Here is a 15,844-nt window from a genome sequence, read left to right as displayed (position 1 = left end):
ATGTCCCATCGCCAACGCCTGCTCGGCATCGCCGCGCTGCTGCTCGCCACCTCCGGGTGGGGCGGCATGTTCCTGGTCAGCAAGGGCGTGCTGCACCACGTCGAGCCGGCGTGGTTCACGCTCATCCGCTACAGCATGTCCGCACTGCTGTTCGTGCTGCTGATCGTTCCGCGCGGGGCGGCGCCGTGGCGCAAGCTGCGCCAGCATGCCGGGCCGCTGGCGGTGCGCGGGTTCGCGGGCTTCGGCATCTTCAGCGTGATGCTGCTGGCGGGCCTGGCGCACTCGGTGCCCTCGCACGGCGCGGTGATCATGGCGACCACGCCCATGACCACGCAGCTGCTGCGCTGGGCGCTCGACGGCGTGCGGCCGAGCCGCTCCACGCTGCTGACCACGGCGCTGTCGCTGCTCGGCGTGGCCATCGTGTCGGGGCTGCTGTTCGGCGCCGGGGCTTCGGGCGAATCGACGCTCTTCGGCGACGCGGTGGCCTTCGTCGGAACGCTGGGCTGGGTCTGGTACACGCGCGGCGCGGCGCGCTTTCCGGAACTCGACGTGATCGAGTACACGGCGCTCACGGTGCTGGCCTCGTGGCCGCTGCTGCTGGCCACGGCTCTGGTCGGCACGCTGCTGGGCTGGACGCATGCGCCCAGCATGGAAGGCCTGCGGCTGTCGTGGCAGGCATTGCTGTACGTCGGCCTGGTGTCCTCGGCCATCGCGGTGCTGGCTTTCAACTACGGCGTGCGCACGCTGGGCGCGGTGACGGGCACGGCCTTCATCAACTTCGTGCCGGTGTCGGCGCTGCTGATGAGCGCGGCGCTGGGCAGGCTGCCCACGGTGAACGAGGCGGTGGGCATGGCGATGGTGGTCGGCGCGCTGCTGATCCATACCGCCCTGAGCCGCAAGGCTTCCGCGCCGGCCCCGGCACCGATCGCGAAGACCCCGCAGAATTCGCGCAACTACAGCACCTGTGGAGCCGCATCGTCATGAGCAACGACAGCATCAGCAAGCCCCGTCTCTTCGAGCCCCTGCGGCTCGGCCCCCTGCAGATCGACAACCGCATCGTCATCGCGCCGATGTGCCAGTACTCCGCCGTCGATGGCACGCCGGGCGACTGGCACCTGATCCACCTGGGCCATCTCGCGCTCTCGGGAGCGGGGCTGCTGATCCTTGAAGCGACGGCGGTGGAAGCCGAGGGGCGCATCTCGCCCGGCGACCTCGGGCTGTATTCCGATGCCAATGAAGAGGGCCTGGCGCGCGTGCTGCATGCGATGCGTGCGCACTCGCCCATCAAGGTCGCGATGCAACTGGGCCACGCCGGGCGCAAGGCATCGAGCCGTGCACCGTGGGAAGGCGGCAAGCAGATCCGGCCGGACGAGCCCGGCGGCTGGAAGGCGTATGCGCCCTCGGCCGTACCCCATGCGCCCACCGAAGACCCGCCCATCGCGCTCGATGCCGCAGGGCTCGCCCGCATCCGCAACGCCTTCGTCGAAGCCGCACGGCGCGCGGCGCGGCTGGGCCTCGATGGCCTGGAGATCCACGCGGCGCATGGTTACCTGCTGCACCAGTTCCTCTCGCCGCTGGCCAATCACCGGGAGGACGAATACGGCGGCAGCCTCGAGAACCGCATGCGCTTTCCGCTCGAGGTGTTCGATGCGGTGCGCGAAGTCTTCCCCACCGACAAGCCCGTGTGGGTGCGCGTCTCGGCCATCGACTGGGTGCCGGGCGGCTGGGACCTCGACGGCACCGTCGCTTTCGCCAAGGCGCTCGAAGCGCGTGGCTGCGCGGCCATCCACGTATCGAGCGGCGGCGTGTCGCCGAAGCAGGCCATCGCGCTCGGCGCGGGCTACCAGGTGCCGTTTGCCGAGCGCGTGAAGTCGGAGGTCGGCATGCCGGTCATTGCCGTGGGCCTCATCACCGAGCCGCGGCAGGCGGAGGAAATCATTGCCAAGGAACAGGCCAATGCGGTGTCGCTCGCACGCGCGATCCTCTACGACCCGCGCTGGCCGTGGCATGCCGCTGCCGAACTGGGCGCGCAGGTCAAAGCGCCGCACCAGTACTGGCGCTCGCAGCCGCGCGAGTTCAAGGATCTTTTCGAAAACGCGGCGTTCGGGGCGCGCTAGCAGGCTGCAGGCCGCGCAGCCTCCGCGCAGTGGCGTGCTACTTGCATGGTGTCCCGCGCCATGCCTGCCACGCTCCTGACCCCGCCGGTGCCGCTGAATCTGCGGCAGATCGAAGTCTTCCACGCCATCATGATTGCCGGCACCCTCAGCGGGGCGGCGCGCATGCTGTGCGTTTCCCAGCCGGCCGTCAGCCGCGTGCTGGCCACGACGGAGAGCCGGCTGCGCATGCTGATGTTCGAGCGCGTGCGCGGGCGCCTGCAGCCAACGCCCGAGGCGCGCCGCCTGTTCTCGGAGGTGGAAAGCATCCTGGAGGGCGTGCGCCGCTTCAATGCACTGGCGGCCGACCTGGTCGGCGGTTCGCAGGGCGAGCTGTCATTGGTTTCGAGCCCCAGCTTCAGCGAGTGGCTGATACCGGTGGCGATCAAGCGCTTCCGGGCCCGCTATCCCGACGTGCGCATCAAGTACAGGCCATTGCCGTTCGACCAGTTGCTGCCGCACGTGCTGCTGGGCCACGCGGACCTGGCGATCTCCTCGATGCCGCCGCCGGCCAGTGCCAACGCGGCATCGCGGGCGATCGGCCACAGCTTCATCGAATGCGCGGTGCCCGAGCGCCATCCGCTGGCGCAGGCCGAGGCAATCAGCGCAAGCGACCTGGTGGGCCAGACCTTCATCGGCTACGGGCGCGACACGCCCTTCGGCCGGCTCACTGCCGATTTCCTCGCCGCGTCGGGCCTGCCCTTGCGCGCCGACGTCGAGATCCGCTCCACGCCCGAGGCGATGGCGCTGGTGCGCGAAGGCGTCGGCGTGGCGCTGATCGAGGCCTTCGGTGCGCGGCGCTCGGTGATGACGGATGGCGTGGTGCTCAAGCCGCTCTCGCCCGCGCTCGCGCACCGCATCTACCTGATCCACACCAACGTCAGCCCGCTGTCGGCCATGGCGAAGGAATTCCTGGCCGTATTCAAACGGCTGCTGAAGCAGGAGGGGCGCGACAGTGCGCTCGCCCTCACGCTGCCCGAGCACCCGGGCGAGGATGCGCCCGTGCGTGCGCCTCGCCCCTGAGCCGGGCCATTCGTTGCGCGCCATTGACAGCGCGGGCCGGACGTCCATCACCTTTTGTCCCCAGGGCATAACGCGCGGTTATCGACGAGCGGGTCGGGGCGCCTTGAGCGCCACGGGTTTTGTGTTTGAAATCAATCACTTGCGGCAGATTCGATGCATGCCCTCGCGGCCTGCCGGGGCGGTTCAGGCGCAGTTGGCCGCAGGGGCGGCGGGCCAGATCATTTGGCTCAGACCAACTTTTCTGCCGCCATGAACCGCTTGATCACCGTCGCCGCCGCCCAGCTCGGGCCCATCCAGAAAGCCGAAGGCCGCGATGCCGTCGTGGCCCGCATGGTGCGCCTGCTGGAGCGCGCGCATCAGCGCGGCGCCAATGTCGTGGTGTTTCCCGAACTGGCGCTGACCACTTTCTTTCCGCGCTGGTACGTCGAGAACCTCGACGAGGCCGACGCGTGGTACGAGGAGGCGCTGCCCTCGCCCGCCACACAGCCGATCTTCGATGCCATTCGCCGCTATGGGCTGACCTGCTACCTGGGCTACGCCGAGATCGCCCACGAGGCCGACGAGACCGGCGTGGTGCGCAAGCGGCGCTTCAACACCTCGGTGGTGATCGCGCCTTCGGGCGAGATCGTGCTCAAGTACCGCAAAGTGCACCTGCCGGGGCACAAGGAGTTTTCCACCATCCGCAAGGTGCAGCACCTGGAAAAGCGCTACTTCGAGGTGGGCAACCTGGGCTTCCCGGTCGTGCGCGCGCCTGTGGGCCAGGTCGATGGCGTGAACCTGGGCATGCTGATCTGCAACGACCGGCGGTGGCCCGAATCGTGGCGCGAGCTTGGGCTGCAGCAGGTCGAGCTGGTCATGCTGGGCTACAACACGCCGGCGGTGAACCAGGAGAACCGCGGCTTCGAGGCGCACCACCTGCGCAACTTCCACTCGCAGCTTTCCATCCAGGCCGGGTGCTACCAGAACGCCACTTTCGGCGTGGGCGTGGCCAAGGCCGGCAATGAAGACGGCTTCGAGCTGATGGGCCACTCCATCATCGTGAACCCCCAGGGCGAGATCATGGCCATGGCCACCAGCTGGGACGACGAGCTGGTGGTGGCCGACTGCAACCTGGACATGTGCCAGCTGGGCCGCAACACCATCTTCAACTTCGCCCAGCACCGCCGCCTGGAGGCCTACACCCGCCTCACCAGCCAGACCGGCAGCACCGAGCCCCCGGTGTGGCAACCGGCGTGAAGGAGGCCCGCGCGATGACGAGCACCTCCTCCACTTCTTCTGCCGCGGCGCTGCCGGACCACATCGAGCACGCGATGCTCGGCACGATGCGCGTGCCCCGTTTCGAAGACGTGCTGCGCGCCGCACAGGCCATTGCGCCATACGTGCAACGCACGCCGCTGCTGCGCTCGCCCGCGCTGGACGCGCTGATGGGCGGCACCGTGTGGATCAAGCCCGAGAGCCTGCAGGTCACCGGTTCCTTCAAGGCCCGCGGCGCCTTCAATGCCCTGCTGACGCTCACGCCGCAGCAGCGGGAGCGCGGCGTGGTGGCCTATTCGACGGGCAACCACGGCCAGGCGATTGCCTGGGCGGCGCGGCAACTGGGCGTGTCGGCCACCATCGTGATGCCGGTCGATGCCCCGAAGACCAAGGTGGCGCGCGCGCTCGCGCAGGGTGCGAAGGTCGTCCACTACGACCGCGAGAGGGAAAGCCGCGAGGACATCGGCATGCGCCTGCTGGCCGAGACCGGCGGCACGCTGGTACCGCCGGGTGATCACCCCGAGGTGCTGGCCGCGCAGGGCACCGTGGCACTGGAAGCGCTGCAAGACCTGCCGGCCGGTGCGCGGGAAACCCTGGGCCTGTTCGCAGCGCCCTGCGGCGGCGGCGGCCTCATGGCCGGCTGCTGCCTGGCCCTCGATGCGCTGAGCCCCGGCGCGCGGCGCGTGGCCGTCGAGCCCGCGGGCTTCGACGACACCGTGCGCTCGCTGCGCAGCGGCCGGCGCGAGACCAACGCACCCGGCGCGCGCACGCTGTGCGATGCCCTGCAGGCCGTCACGCCCGCAGAGCTGCCGTTCGCCATCAACCAGCCGCTGCTGCACGAGGCCGTCGCCGTGACGGATGCGGAGGTGGCCCGCGCGATGCGATTCGCGCTGGAGGAACTGCACCTCGTCGTCGAGCCCGGCGGCAGCGTGGCGCTCGCGGCAATGCTGGCCGGCCATGTCTCGCTGCGCGGGCAGAGCGCCGTGCTCGTTCTCTCGGGAGGCAATGTCGACCTGCCGGTCCTGCAATCCGTGATGGCGTAGCGCCCATTTCATCCATTCCCATAGCAACGAGGCCGACGCCGCCATGCCCCGGCGCAGCGTCGCCCAGGAGACCGCAAGCCCCTCCATCGATCTTCTTCAGAAAGCCTTGACCATGTCGTTCTTCAACGTCCGTTCCTTTGCCTCCCGCCGCTGGCTCTTGAGTGTGCTGGCCGCGCCGCTGGCCGCGCTGGCCCTGTGCGGCTACGCGCAAGCCGCGTACCCCGACAAGCCGATCACCCTGATCGTGCCCTTCAACGCCGGCACCACGCCCGACATCGTCTCGCGGCTGCTCGCCGATGCGGTGGGCCGCGACCTCGGCCAGTCGGTGGTGGTAATGAACCGCGTCGGCGCCTCCGGCATCATCGGCACGCAGGCCACCATCGCCGCCCCCGCGGACGGCTACACCATCGCCTATGCCAACGTGGCGACGCTGGCGATCAACCAGTCGCTCTACAAGAAGCTGCCCTACGACGCCGACACGCAGCTCGCCCCGGTGGCACTGACCGGCTTTGTGCAGAACGTGCTGGCCGTGCGCAGCGACCTCGGCGTGAAGGACGTGGCCGGCCTCATCGACATGGCCAAGAAGCAGCCCGGCAAGCTCACCGTGGCCTCCGGCGGCAACGGCACCACCGGCCACCTGAGCGCGGAGATGTTCAAGTCGATGGCTGGCGTGTCCATCGTGCACATCCCGTACAAGGGCGGGCTGGAAGCCGACATGGCGCTGATGCGCGGCGAGGTGGACCTGGTGTTCGAGAACATCACCTCCATCGCTCCGCACCTCAAGGGCGGCAAGATCACGCCGCTGGCCGTGACCGGCGCCGCGCGCGACAGCCGCCTGCCCGATCTGCCCACCATCGCCGAGACCGGCCTGAAGAAATACCAGGCCGTGGCGTGGACCGGCTACGTTGCACCGGCCGGCGTCGATCCGAAGATCCTCGACGCTCTCAACACTGCTTTCAACAAGGCGTTGAATTCGCCCGCGGTGAAGCAGCAGCTGGCCGCCCAGGCCTATGAGGTCCACACCGGTCCGCGCCAGGACCTGTTCGACCTCGCCAGGAAAGAGCGCCCCGTGTGGGCCGACGTGGTCAAGCACTCGGGCGCCAAGCTCGACTGAAGCGCGCACGTACATGGCCGACTTCGACCTCGTGGTGCGCCACGGCATGCTGATCGACGGCACGGGCGATGCACGGCGCAAGGCCGATGTCGGCATCCGCGGTGCGCGCGTAGCCGCCATCGGCGATCTGTCGGCGCTGCGTGGCACGGTCGAGATCGATGCCAGCGACCGCATCGTGGCGCCGGGCTTCATCGACTCGCACACGCACGACGACCGCTACCTCCTGCTCGAGCCGGACATGCCGGCCAAGCTGAGCCAGGGCGTGACGACGGTCGTCACCGGCAACTGCGGCATCAGCCTCGCGCCCTGGGGCGCGCCGGCCGGCGCCACCGTGCCGCCACCGCTGAACCTGCTGGGCCACGACCCCGCCTTATTCGGCGACGCCACCTTCGCGGCCTACCTCGCGCGCCTGGAAGCTGCGCCCGCCGCGGTGAACGCGGCCTGCCTGGTGGGCCACACCACCTTGCGCGCGGCGACGATGGAGCGCCTCGACCGGGCCGCCACACCGGAAGAGATCGTGCGCATGCGGGCGCTGCTCGACGAGGCCATGGCCAGCGGCGCCATCGGGCTGTCCACCGGCGCGGCCTATCCCACGGCCATGCCAGCCACGACCGAAGAGATGGCGCAAGTCGCCGAAGTGATCGGCCCCTACGGAGGCGTGTACGCGAGCCACATCCGCGACGAGGGCGACCATGTCTTCGCCGCGCTGGATGAGGCTTTCGCGGTCGGCCGCGCGGCGCAGGCGCCGGTGGTGGTGTCGCACCACAAGCTCATCGGCCCGCGCAACCATGGCCGTTCGGTGCAAACCCTGGCCCACGTGCGCAAGGCCATGGCGCACCAGCCGATCGCGCTCGACTGCTATCCCTACTGCGCGGGCTCCACCATCCTGCGCAAGGACCGCATTGCGGTGTCGAGCCGGATCATCGTCACCCAGTCACTGCCACACCCCGAGTTCGCGGGCATGGACCTCGACGCGATCGCGCAGCGCCTCGGTGTGTCGATGGAAGATGCGGTCGATTTGCTGCAGCCGGCCGGCGCCATCTACTTCCTGATGGACGAGGCCGACGTGCGGCGCGTGCTCGCCTTTCCTCAAACCATGATCGGCTCCGATGGCATGCCGCACGACGCGTCACCGCATCCGCGCCTGTGGGGCACTTTTCCGCGCGTGCTGGGCCACTACTGCCGCGACGTCGGTCTGTTCTCGCTCGAACAGGCGGTGCACAAGATGACGGGGCTGACGGCCCGGCATTTCCGCCTGCCCGGCCGCGGCGTGCTGTGCGAAGGCGCCTTTGCCGACATCACCGTGTTCGATGCCGACCGGATTGCCGACCGCGCAACCTGGGAGGCCCCTACGCTGCGCGCGGAGGGCATCGACGCCGTCATCGTCAACGGGCGGCCTGCGTGGCGCGATGGCAAATCGCTGGGCGTGCGCAACGGGCGCGTGGTGCGCCTGACCGACTGACGGACCGGCCGCGCATGGCAGCTCAGTTGTCCGACGCGGCGCGCACCCAGCGTTGCGTCTTGCCGAACAGCGGCAGCCCGACGTACGCACGCAGCAGCAGCTCGCCCGCCGGATTGCCGGTGGTGCTGACCGACATGTTGCAGCTGTAGGTCTTGCCGTTCTCGCGGTTGTAGATCTGCCCGGCCCATTCGGTGGGCGGCCGGGACGGATCGGTCACATCGACTGGCATGAAGTCTTTCAGCAGCGTCATGCCGAGGGCCGGTCGGCCGTCGGCGGGTTGCATGTCGCCGCCTCCGGGCGCCATCGATCGATTGCCGAGGACCTTGGTGACGGTGCCGCACAGCGCGGTGCCGCACGGTGCGAGCTCCACTTCGAGGTTGCCGTTCGCGGTGATCCAGCGGCCGCGAGGATCGGTTGCCGCGGAAGACGACTGCGCCTGCACGGCGAAGGCTGCGGTCAGCATCAGGACGGCGGCCAGCGCGCGGCCTGATGGACGATGGAACGAGTGCATGGTCATGGCGGGCTTCGTGTCGAGTGGATGAAGCACCCATTGCATCGCAGCACCTGCCTTCGCAGTGTGTCAGGGCAGGCACTGAATGGTCGCTCTCCGTATCTGGCCGCGTGCCAGACAAGGTGCGATACAAATCTGTTCGGCTCAGCCTGCCGCCGGTGCCTGTGCGCGGGCCTGCAGCGCGCGATAGAAGAAGGTGGTGCTGCACGGTTCGCCCTCCGGCAGCAGTGCGAATCCGGGGATCACGCCAACGCGCTGCCAGCCCATGCGGGCATAGAGCCGCTCGGCTTCGGCGCTCGACGTGTCGAGCACCAGCAAGGTCTTGCCGTGCGCATGCGCCTGGTCCTCGGCGGCCTGCATCAGCAGCGCGCCGATGCCCCGGCGCCGCGCCCTGCGGTACACCAGCATCTTCGAGACCTCTGCGCGGTGAGGCTGGTTCTCGGGCTGGTCGAGCACGAGTTGCACTGTTCCGAGGAGGCCCTCGGCGTCTTCGGCCACGAGCAATGCACGTTCGCCGCGCGCCACGCCGTCGGCCACCTTCCGCCAGAACGCGAGGGCGCGCTCGCGGGCCAGCGGGAGCATGAAGCTGACAGACGCGCCGCCCTCGACGCAATCGATCAACAGGTCGGCCAGCGCCTGGACCTGGGCATCGCTCACCGTAGAAAGGACATGGATGCGGGGCGCTTCGAAATTCGTCATGTTGTTCATCTCCAGGAAGAAGGCACTGTCGCGATCACCACGGCGTAGCGGGTGGTAGTGCTCGAGGGGTTGTAGTAGCTCATGGGGCGGTCGAGCACCATCGCCAGGCAATCGCCGGTGGCGAGCCGATGCTGGTCGTCGCCCAGCGTGAGTTCGATGACGCCGTCGAGCACCCACACCTGCTGGTGGATGACCGGCTCTCGCGCCGCGGTTTCATAAGCCACGCGGGCCTTGGGCGGAAACAGCACCTCGACGATCTGGATCGGCGATGCAAAGCTGCCCGGCGAGACGTTCCTCCGCACATAGCCGGAGTGCGGGTCGCGCCACTGCAGCTGGCTGGCCAGGCGCGACACCGGATCGGCGGCGGGCGCGGGCGCCTCGAACAGCGAGGCCAGCGACACGCCGAGACCCGTCGCGAGCTTTTCGAGCAGCACGGCGGTGGGGCTGCTTTCGCCTCGCTCGATCAGCGAGATCATGGAACGGCTGACGCCGCAGTGCGTGGCCAGCGCATCGAGCGAGAGGCCGCGTTGCGCACGCAGGTCGCGCACGCGCTGCGCGATGCGGTCGTTCAGGCCGGACGGTGCTTCTTCTATTTCCTTCATATTGGATTAAATATCCACCATAAAGGAAATTGCGTCAAGCCTCCCGGCGAACCGCCCTCAGCGCGGCGGGCCGATCAATGCGGCGCGCGCGGCTTCCGATGGAAAGACGCACGCCACGTCATGCGCGCAGCCCGGCACCACCACGACCTCGCGGCGCTTGGCCGGCGCGAGCAGCGTGCGGTCGTACTGCGCGTAGGCAAGGCCGCGCTGCAGGCGGAACGGGCCTTGAGCGGCGGCCGCGCAGGACTTGTCGAGCACGCGGTAGGCCGTGCCCCGCGCATCGTTGCTGTCCAGTTCGCCTTCGAGGTAGCTGATGTCGGCTTCCGCATACTGCCGGCGCGCCTGCGCGGCACTGCGCCCGAGGTGCGCTGGCAGGTCGTCGGTGCCGTACTTCCAGCGGTTCATCGCGGGGCAAGCCGTGGCATCGGGCGTCGGCTGCGGACGAAACGGATCGAAGTAGAGCCACGTACCCGGATCGGCGACCACGTAGCGCACGGCCACCGCGCCCCCGTTCTGCGCGAAGCCGATGTAGTGCTGCACCATCTGCGCGCCGGCCGAGAAGCCGGCGATGGTGACTGTGCGCAGGCTCGGCCAGCGCTGCGTCAGCTCGGTCACGAGCGCGTCCATGGCAGCGAACGAGGTGATGCGGCCGCCCTCGCCTGCACGGCCGCCTTCGAGCCAGGAGCCGCAGGTCCACAGCAGGTCGCCGGGCTGCGCAGCGGGCACGCCCGGGGTGCTGCACTTGCCGGCTTTGTCCGCTGCGACCTGGAAGACCGGCGCGACGACCAGCGTGTTGCCCAGCGCATCGGCATTGCGGACGGCGCGCAGTGCCGCGTCGAAGGTCTTGTTGGCGTCGCGCGGATGGCCGTGCACGGCGATGAGTGCCTTCATCGGGCCGGCAATTGCCTCCGCACCGGGAGCGAGCGAGGCGTAGTAGTTCAGCGTGCCGCCGGCTCCGGTCGGCTGGAAGCTGCGGTAGCAATCCAGGGAAGCCGACGCTGTGCAGTCGACGGGATCGGCCGCCGCATGCGCCGACCAGAGCGACAGGCACGCGGCCGCAAGGCAAAGCCATCTGTTGTTGTGCATGTTCGTGCGACTCCCCGGGGCTGGTGGTTGGAACACGGATTCTCTCGCGCGGCCCACCCGCTCGTCTTAGCGATTTACTCTGCCGAATCGCCATTCTTCGAACACAAATTCGCCCTGGAGACGCGGATCATCCAACATATCACCAGCACGAGCCCCTCATGAGCACCACCAGCGCCGACCCCCTGCCCTCTTCCTTCGCGGCGTTTGCCGATGGCTTGTCCGAGCCCTCTTCGGCGCTGCGCGAGCAGATCACTGCAGCCTGGCGCCGCGCCGAACCGCAGGCGCTGCCGCCGCTTCTTGCACAAGCGCGCCTGCCAAGCGGCCAGGCCGAAGAAGCCCAGGAACTCGCCTACCGCATCGCCCGGCAGCTGCGCGAGCGCAAGAACGCAGGGGGCCGCGCCGGCCTCGTGCAGGGCCTGCTGCAGGAATACGCGCTGTCGTCGCAGGAAGGCGTGGCGCTGATGTGCCTGGCCGAGGCGCTGCTGCGCATCCCCGACGCCGAGACGCGCAACGCGCTGATCCGCGACAAGATCGCGCACGGCCAATGGCAGTCGCATGCGGGCCGCAGCCCGTCGGTGTTCGTCAACGCCACGACCTGGGGCCTGCTGCTGACGGGCAAGCTCGTGGCCACGCACAGCGAGACCAGCCTGTCGGCCGTGCTCACGCGCCTGATCGGCAAGGGCGGCGAGCCGCTGATCCGCAAGGGCGTGGACATGGCGATGCGGATGATGGGCGAGCAGTTCGTCACCGGCGAAACCATCGCGCAGGCGCTGGGCAACGCGCGCGAACTGGAGGCCGGGGGCTTTCGCTATTCGTACGACATGCTCGGCGAGGCTGCGCTCACCATGGAAGACGCCAAGCGCTATCGCGTCGCGTACGAAGAGGCGATCCACGCGATCGGCAAGGCATCGAACCATCGCGGCGTGTACGAGGGGCCGGGCATCTCGATCAAGCTGTCGGCGCTGCATCCGCGCTACAGCCGCGCGCAGCATTCACGCGTGATGGCCGAGCTGTACCCGGTGCTGCGCGAGCTTGCGCTGCTGGCGCAGCAGTACGACATCGGCCTGAACATCGACGCAGAGGAGGCCGACCGGCTCGAACTCTCGCTCGATCTGCTGGAGCGCCTTTGCTTCGAGCCGGCGCTCGCGGGCTGGAACGGCATCGGCTTCGTGATCCAGGCTTATCAAAAGCGCTGCCCGTTCGTGATCGACTTCGTGATCGATCTCGCCCGCCGCAGCCGGCACCGGCTGATGGTGCGGCTGGTGAAAGGCGCGTACTGGGACAGCGAAATCAAGCGCGCGCAGATCGACGGGCTCGACGGCTACCCCGTCTACACGCGCAAGGCCTACACCGACGTGTCGTACCTCGCCTGCGCACGCAAGCTGCTCGATGCGCCGGAGGCCGTGTACCCGCAGTTCGCCACGCACAACGCGCACACGCTGGCCGCCATCTACACGGCGGCCGACCCGTCGCGCTACAAGCCGGGGCAGTACGAGTTCCAGTGCCTGCACGGCATGGGCGAGCCGCTGTACGAGCAGGTGGTCGGCCCGCTCGGTCGGCCTTGCCGCATCTATGCGCCAGTGGGCACGCACGAGACGCTGCTGGCCTATCTTGTGCGCCGCCTGCTGGAGAACGGCGCGAACACTTCGTTCGTGAACCGCATCGCGGACCCGACGATCTCGCTCGATGCGCTGGTGGAAGACCCGGTCGCCACGGTGGAACGCATGGCGCAGCAGGAAGGCACGATGGGCCTGCCGCATCCGGCCATTGCGCTGCCCGCGGCGCTGTATGGAACGCAGCGTGCCAACTCGCAGGGGCTCGACCTGGCGAACGACGACAGCCTGCGCGCGCTGGGCCATGTGCTCGCCGGCAGCGCCGGTGAAAGCTGGCATGCAGCGCCGATGCTCGCCGAAGCAGCGCCAGCTGGCGAAGCGGTCAGCGTGCTGAACCCCGCCGACCACCGCGACATCGTCGGACGGGTGCAAGAGGCCACGCTGGCCGATGTCGAATCGGCCATTGCCCATGCCCATGACATCGCCCCGGCATGGGCCGCCACGCCGCCCGCCGAGCGCGCCGCCCTGCTCGACCGCGCCGCCGGCAAGCTCGAAGAAGGCATGCCTCGCCTGCTCGGCCTGCTGACGCGCGAGGCCGGAAAGACCTATGCCAACGCCATCGCCGAAGTGCGCGAGGCGGTCGACTTCCTGCGCTACTACGCGGCGCAGGCACGCAGCGATTTCTCTAACGACACGCACCGCGCGCTCGGCCCGATGGTGTGCATCAGCCCATGGAACTTTCCGCTGGCGATCTTCACCGGCCAGGTGGCGGCCGCGCTCGCGGCGGGCAACCCCGTGCTGGCCAAGCCTGCCGAACAGACGCCGCTGGTGGCGGCCGAAGCAGTGCGCGTGCTGTGGGAAGCCGGCGTGCCGCATGCCGCTGTGCAGCTGCTGCCGGGCCGCGGCGAAACCGTCGGCGCTGCGCTGGTGGCCGACGCGCGCGTGCAGGGCGTGATGTTCACCGGCTCGACCGAGGTTGCGCGCATCCTGCAGAAGACGCTCTCGCAGCGGCTCGGCGCGCATGGTGCGCCGGTGCCGCTCATCGCGGAAACCGGCGGACAGAACGCGATGATCGTCGACTCGTCCGCGCTCGTGGAACAGGTCGTCACAGACGTGATGGCCTCGGCCTTCGACAGCGCGGGCCAGCGCTGCTCGGCGCTGCGCGTGCTGTGCGTGCAGGAAGAAGCGGCCGACCGGCTGCTGGAGATGCTCAAGGGCGCGATGGCCGAAGCCTGCATCGGCAACCCCGCGCGGCTGGCCGTCGACATCGGGCCGGTGATCGACGCCGAAGCACGCGACGGCATCGAGCGCCACATCGCGACCATGCGCTCGAAGGGCCGCAAGGTCTTTCGCCAGGGCCGCGAGTACGCACACGACACGCGCAACGGCACGTACGTGATGCCGACGCTGATCGAGCTCGACAGCATCGCGGAGCTGCAGCGCGAAGTGTTCGGACCGGTGCTGCATGTCGTGCGCTACCGCAGGCGCGACCTGGGCGCGCTGATCGGGCAGATCAACGGCACGGGCTACGGGCTGACGCTGGGCGTGCACACGCGCATCGACGAAACCATCGCGCAGATCGTGGAGCACGCCAAGGCGGGCAATGTCTATGTGAACCGCAACATCGTCGGCGCGGTGGTGGGCGTGCAGCCGTTCGGCGGCGAGGGGCTGTCGGGCACGGGGCCGAAGGCCGGTGGTCCGCTGTACATGCTGCGCATGCTGTCGGCGCGGCCGGACGATGCAATGGAGCGCGCGGTGGCGGGTGGTGCTGTTGCATCACGGGCCGCGCTGTCGGCACTCGCGCGCTGGGCGGAGGCAACCGACCGCCCCGCGCTGGCGGCGCAATGCGCGCGCTTCGCCGAGCAGTCGCGCTCAGGCAGTTCGCGCACGCTGGCCGGCCCGACCGGCGAGCGCAACGTCTACACGCTGGAGCCGCGCGAGGCGGTGCTGTGCCTGGTTGACTCGGGAGCTGATACGGAAGCCGACCGGCTGGTGCAGCTGGCCGCAGTGCTGTCGGTGGGCAGCACCGCGATCTGGCCCGCCAATGCCGCCGCGCAAAGTCTTCGCGCATCGCTGCCGGCCGAGGTGCAGCAGTGCGTGGCCATCGCGAATGACTGGGCCTCCGACACGGTGATGTTCGACGCCGCACTGCACCACGGCAGCATGCAGAGCCTGTCGGGCGTGATGCAGCGCATCGCAGCGCGGCCGGGGCCGATCGTCGGCGTGCGCGCCTTTACGCCCGGCGATACGGACATTCCGCTCGAAAGCCTGGTGGTGGAGCGTGCGCTCAGCATCAACACGGCGGCGGCCGGCGGCAATGCGAGCCTGATGACGATCGGCTGATCGGTTTTACTTGTCGAACGCCGGATCGATCGGCACGCGGTAGCCATTGACGAGCCGGTTGGTCTCGTTGGCCATACCGACCACGCTCATCAGCTCGGCGAACATCGCGGGCGTCATGCCGGCCTTCTCGGCGCCGGCGTGATGGCTCGCAATGCAGTAGCCGCAGTTGTTGGTGACGCTCACGGCAAGGTAGACCATCTCCTTCACCACCGGGTCGAGCGCGCCCGGTGCCATCACTTCCTTCAGGCTGCTCCAGGTGCGCCTGAGCGCGATGGGGTCGTTGGCCAGGTACTTCCAGAAGTTGTTGACGTCGGGCACGTTGCGCGAGGTCTTGATGTCGTCGAAGACGGCTTTGACTTCGTCCGAGGCGTTGGCGTATTCGATGGGCTGGGGTTTCATGAAAGCTCCTGGTGTTGAAGGCCGATAGCCGTTACCGACAACAGTAGCAGCCTCCACACAGCGCCCGTCAGTAGGTCTCCAGAAACCTTGCGTGCTCCTGATGCATGTGCGAGCGCGCGAGCAGCCACTTTCTCAGCGCGGCCTGCGTATCGGGCGACAGGTCTTTGGAGCACTGATCGAACGCTTCGCCCAGGAGCTTGAACTCGACGTCGAGATGGCGGCGCGACGGCGATGCGTCCAGCATCTGGTTCTTCGCGAAGGCGAGAAGTCCGGCCTGGCCGAATGCTTCCATCTCCTTGACGAGACGCCATCGCTCCTGCATCAGGCGACGGAATATGGCGGAGCGCCGGCGCACGCCGAAACGGCGAAGTATGGGATTGGTGTCGTCGGTTTGCACCGTCGCCAGGATGATGTCGAGCTGCTCGAGCAGATGCATCCACTGCTCGGGCTGGAAGAACTCCATCGACTCCGCAGGCGCCTTCTTCACGACTAGCATGGTTGTCTCCTGCCGTCATTTTTTTGGATGCGCCCCGGCCTGGTTCGGAATCATCCGAAACCAGGCCGGGGCTGCACTGCTGTCACTCACTCGGCGGCGACCGGAA

The 15,844-nt window shown here is 68.6% G+C and carries 14 protein-coding genes; 8 read left to right on the top strand and 6 right to left on the bottom strand.

The features are described 5' to 3' along the window. From ACN9MV_RS05805 to ACN9MV_RS05775, 7 genes are all read left to right on the top strand, one after another. The gene (locus tag ACN9MV_RS05805; protein WP_093048160.1) at nucleotides 1-984 is read left to right on the top strand and encodes a DMT family transporter; all 984 of its coding nucleotides are present in this window, start codon (nucleotides 1-3) and stop codon (nucleotides 982-984) included. Next, the gene (locus ACN9MV_RS05800; protein ID WP_426391576.1) at nucleotides 981-2,117 is read left to right on the top strand and encodes an NADH:flavin oxidoreductase/NADH oxidase; all 1,137 of its coding nucleotides are present in this window, start codon (nucleotides 981-983) and stop codon (nucleotides 2,115-2,117) included. Before ACN9MV_RS05805 ends, ACN9MV_RS05800 begins: the two co-directional genes overlap by 4 nt. A gap of 60 nt (nucleotides 2,118-2,177) precedes the next feature. Continuing rightward, nucleotides 2,178-3,176 carry a LysR substrate-binding domain-containing protein gene (locus ACN9MV_RS05795; RefSeq protein ID WP_093172680.1) on the top strand — a complete coding sequence of 333 codons (999 nt, stop codon included), beginning with the start codon at nucleotides 2,178-2,180 and terminating at the stop codon, nucleotides 3,174-3,176. Between the two features lie 249 nt (nucleotides 3,177-3,425). Continuing rightward, nucleotides 3,426-4,412 carry an N-carbamoyl-D-amino-acid hydrolase gene (locus ACN9MV_RS05790; protein WP_426391575.1) on the top strand — a complete coding sequence of 329 codons (987 nt, stop codon included), beginning with the start codon at nucleotides 3,426-3,428 and terminating at the stop codon, nucleotides 4,410-4,412. A gap of 14 nt (nucleotides 4,413-4,426) precedes the next feature. Continuing rightward, a complete protein-coding gene (locus ACN9MV_RS05785) occupies nucleotides 4,427-5,473 on the top strand; it encodes a threonine ammonia-lyase (protein ID WP_426391574.1) in 1,047 nt (348 codons plus the stop codon). Nucleotides 5,474-5,516: 43 nt separating this feature from the next. Then, complete coding sequence (locus ACN9MV_RS05780; RefSeq protein WP_426391573.1) at nucleotides 5,517-6,587, top strand: Bug family tripartite tricarboxylate transporter substrate binding protein; 1,071 nt, start codon at nucleotides 5,517-5,519, stop codon at nucleotides 6,585-6,587. 13 nt (nucleotides 6,588-6,600) lie between these two features. After that, complete coding sequence (locus tag ACN9MV_RS05775; RefSeq protein WP_426391572.1) at nucleotides 6,601-8,049, top strand: N-acyl-D-amino-acid deacylase family protein; 1,449 nt, start codon at nucleotides 6,601-6,603, stop codon at nucleotides 8,047-8,049. Between the two features lie 22 nt (nucleotides 8,050-8,071). On the opposite strand, the gene ACN9MV_RS05770 is transcribed toward ACN9MV_RS05775, so the two are convergent. The 4 genes from ACN9MV_RS05770 to ACN9MV_RS05755 form a co-directional block, all read right to left on the bottom strand. After that, nucleotides 8,072-8,605: a DUF2147 domain-containing protein gene (locus ACN9MV_RS05770; protein ID WP_426391571.1), complete on the bottom strand. Its 534-nt coding sequence runs from the start codon at nucleotides 8,603-8,605 to the stop codon at nucleotides 8,072-8,074. A gap of 99 nt (nucleotides 8,606-8,704) precedes the next feature. Further along, nucleotides 8,705-9,259 (bottom strand): GNAT family N-acetyltransferase, encoded by a 555-nt coding sequence (locus ACN9MV_RS05765; RefSeq protein WP_373423569.1) that lies wholly within the window; start codon nucleotides 9,257-9,259, stop codon nucleotides 8,705-8,707. Nucleotides 9,260-9,264: 5 nt separating this feature from the next. Continuing rightward, nucleotides 9,265-9,861, bottom strand: a complete 597-nt coding sequence (locus ACN9MV_RS05760) for a helix-turn-helix domain-containing protein (protein WP_426391570.1) — start codon at nucleotides 9,859-9,861, stop codon at nucleotides 9,265-9,267. A gap of 57 nt (nucleotides 9,862-9,918) precedes the next feature. Continuing rightward, complete coding sequence (locus ACN9MV_RS05755; RefSeq protein ID WP_426391569.1) at nucleotides 9,919-10,947, bottom strand: hypothetical protein; 1,029 nt, start codon at nucleotides 10,945-10,947, stop codon at nucleotides 9,919-9,921. 158 nt (nucleotides 10,948-11,105) lie between these two features. On the opposite strand from ACN9MV_RS05755, the gene putA reads away from it, so the two are divergent. After that, nucleotides 11,106-14,843, top strand: a complete 3,738-nt coding sequence (gene putA, locus ACN9MV_RS05750; protein ID WP_426391568.1) for a trifunctional transcriptional regulator/proline dehydrogenase/L-glutamate gamma-semialdehyde dehydrogenase — start codon at nucleotides 11,106-11,108, stop codon at nucleotides 14,841-14,843. Nucleotides 14,844-14,849: 6 nt separating this feature from the next. Here putA and ACN9MV_RS05745 read toward each other — a convergent pair whose 3' ends face one another. Beyond that, nucleotides 14,850-15,242 carry a carboxymuconolactone decarboxylase family protein gene (locus tag ACN9MV_RS05745; protein ID WP_426391567.1) on the bottom strand — a complete coding sequence of 131 codons (393 nt, stop codon included), beginning with the start codon at nucleotides 15,240-15,242 and terminating at the stop codon, nucleotides 14,850-14,852. 67 nt (nucleotides 15,243-15,309) lie between these two features. Then, nucleotides 15,310-15,729 (bottom strand): hypothetical protein, encoded by a 420-nt coding sequence (locus ACN9MV_RS05740; RefSeq protein ID WP_426391566.1) that lies wholly within the window; start codon nucleotides 15,727-15,729, stop codon nucleotides 15,310-15,312. Nucleotides 15,730-15,844 lie beyond the last annotated feature (115 nt).

It is taken from the genome of Variovorax sp. R-27, assembly GCF_049913215.1.
Classification (GTDB): Bacteria; Pseudomonadota; Gammaproteobacteria; order Burkholderiales; family Burkholderiaceae_C; genus Variovorax.
The sequence above is the reverse complement of the archived record's forward strand: the minus strand, read 5'-3'. Positions and strand labels throughout refer to the sequence as shown.

Bases quoted from the DNA above. Each gene is read 5' to 3' on its own strand.
- ACN9MV_RS05805 (WP_093048160.1), top strand. From the start codon at position 1: ATGTCCCATCGCCAACGCCTGCTCGGCATCGCCGCGCTGCTGCTCGCC.
- ACN9MV_RS05800 (WP_426391576.1), top strand. From the start codon at position 981: ATGAGCAACGACAGCATCAGCAAGCCCCGTCTCTTCGAGCCCCTGCGG.
- ACN9MV_RS05795 (WP_093172680.1), top strand. From the start codon at position 2,178: ATGCCTGCCACGCTCCTGACCCCGCCGGTGCCGCTGAATCTGCGGCAG.
- ACN9MV_RS05790 (WP_426391575.1), top strand. From the start codon at position 3,426: ATGAACCGCTTGATCACCGTCGCCGCCGCCCAGCTCGGGCCCATCCAG.
- ACN9MV_RS05785 (WP_426391574.1), top strand. From the start codon at position 4,427: ATGACGAGCACCTCCTCCACTTCTTCTGCCGCGGCGCTGCCGGACCAC.
- ACN9MV_RS05780 (WP_426391573.1), top strand. From the start codon at position 5,517: ATGCCCCGGCGCAGCGTCGCCCAGGAGACCGCAAGCCCCTCCATCGAT.
- ACN9MV_RS05775 (WP_426391572.1), top strand. From the start codon at position 6,601: ATGGCCGACTTCGACCTCGTGGTGCGCCACGGCATGCTGATCGACGGC.
- ACN9MV_RS05770 (WP_426391571.1), bottom strand. From the start codon at position 8,605: ATGCAATGGGTGCTTCATCCACTCGACACGAAGCCCGCCATGACCATG.
- ACN9MV_RS05765 (WP_373423569.1), bottom strand. From the start codon at position 9,259: ATGACGAATTTCGAAGCGCCCCGCATCCATGTCCTTTCTACGGTGAGC.
- ACN9MV_RS05760 (WP_426391570.1), bottom strand. From the start codon at position 9,861: ATGAAGGAAATAGAAGAAGCACCGTCCGGCCTGAACGACCGCATCGCG.
- ACN9MV_RS05755 (WP_426391569.1), bottom strand. From the start codon at position 10,947: ATGCACAACAACAGATGGCTTTGCCTTGCGGCCGCGTGCCTGTCGCTC.
- putA (WP_426391568.1), top strand. From the start codon at position 11,106: ATGAGCACCACCAGCGCCGACCCCCTGCCCTCTTCCTTCGCGGCGTTT.
- ACN9MV_RS05745 (WP_426391567.1), bottom strand. From the start codon at position 15,242: ATGAAACCCCAGCCCATCGAATACGCCAACGCCTCGGACGAAGTCAAA.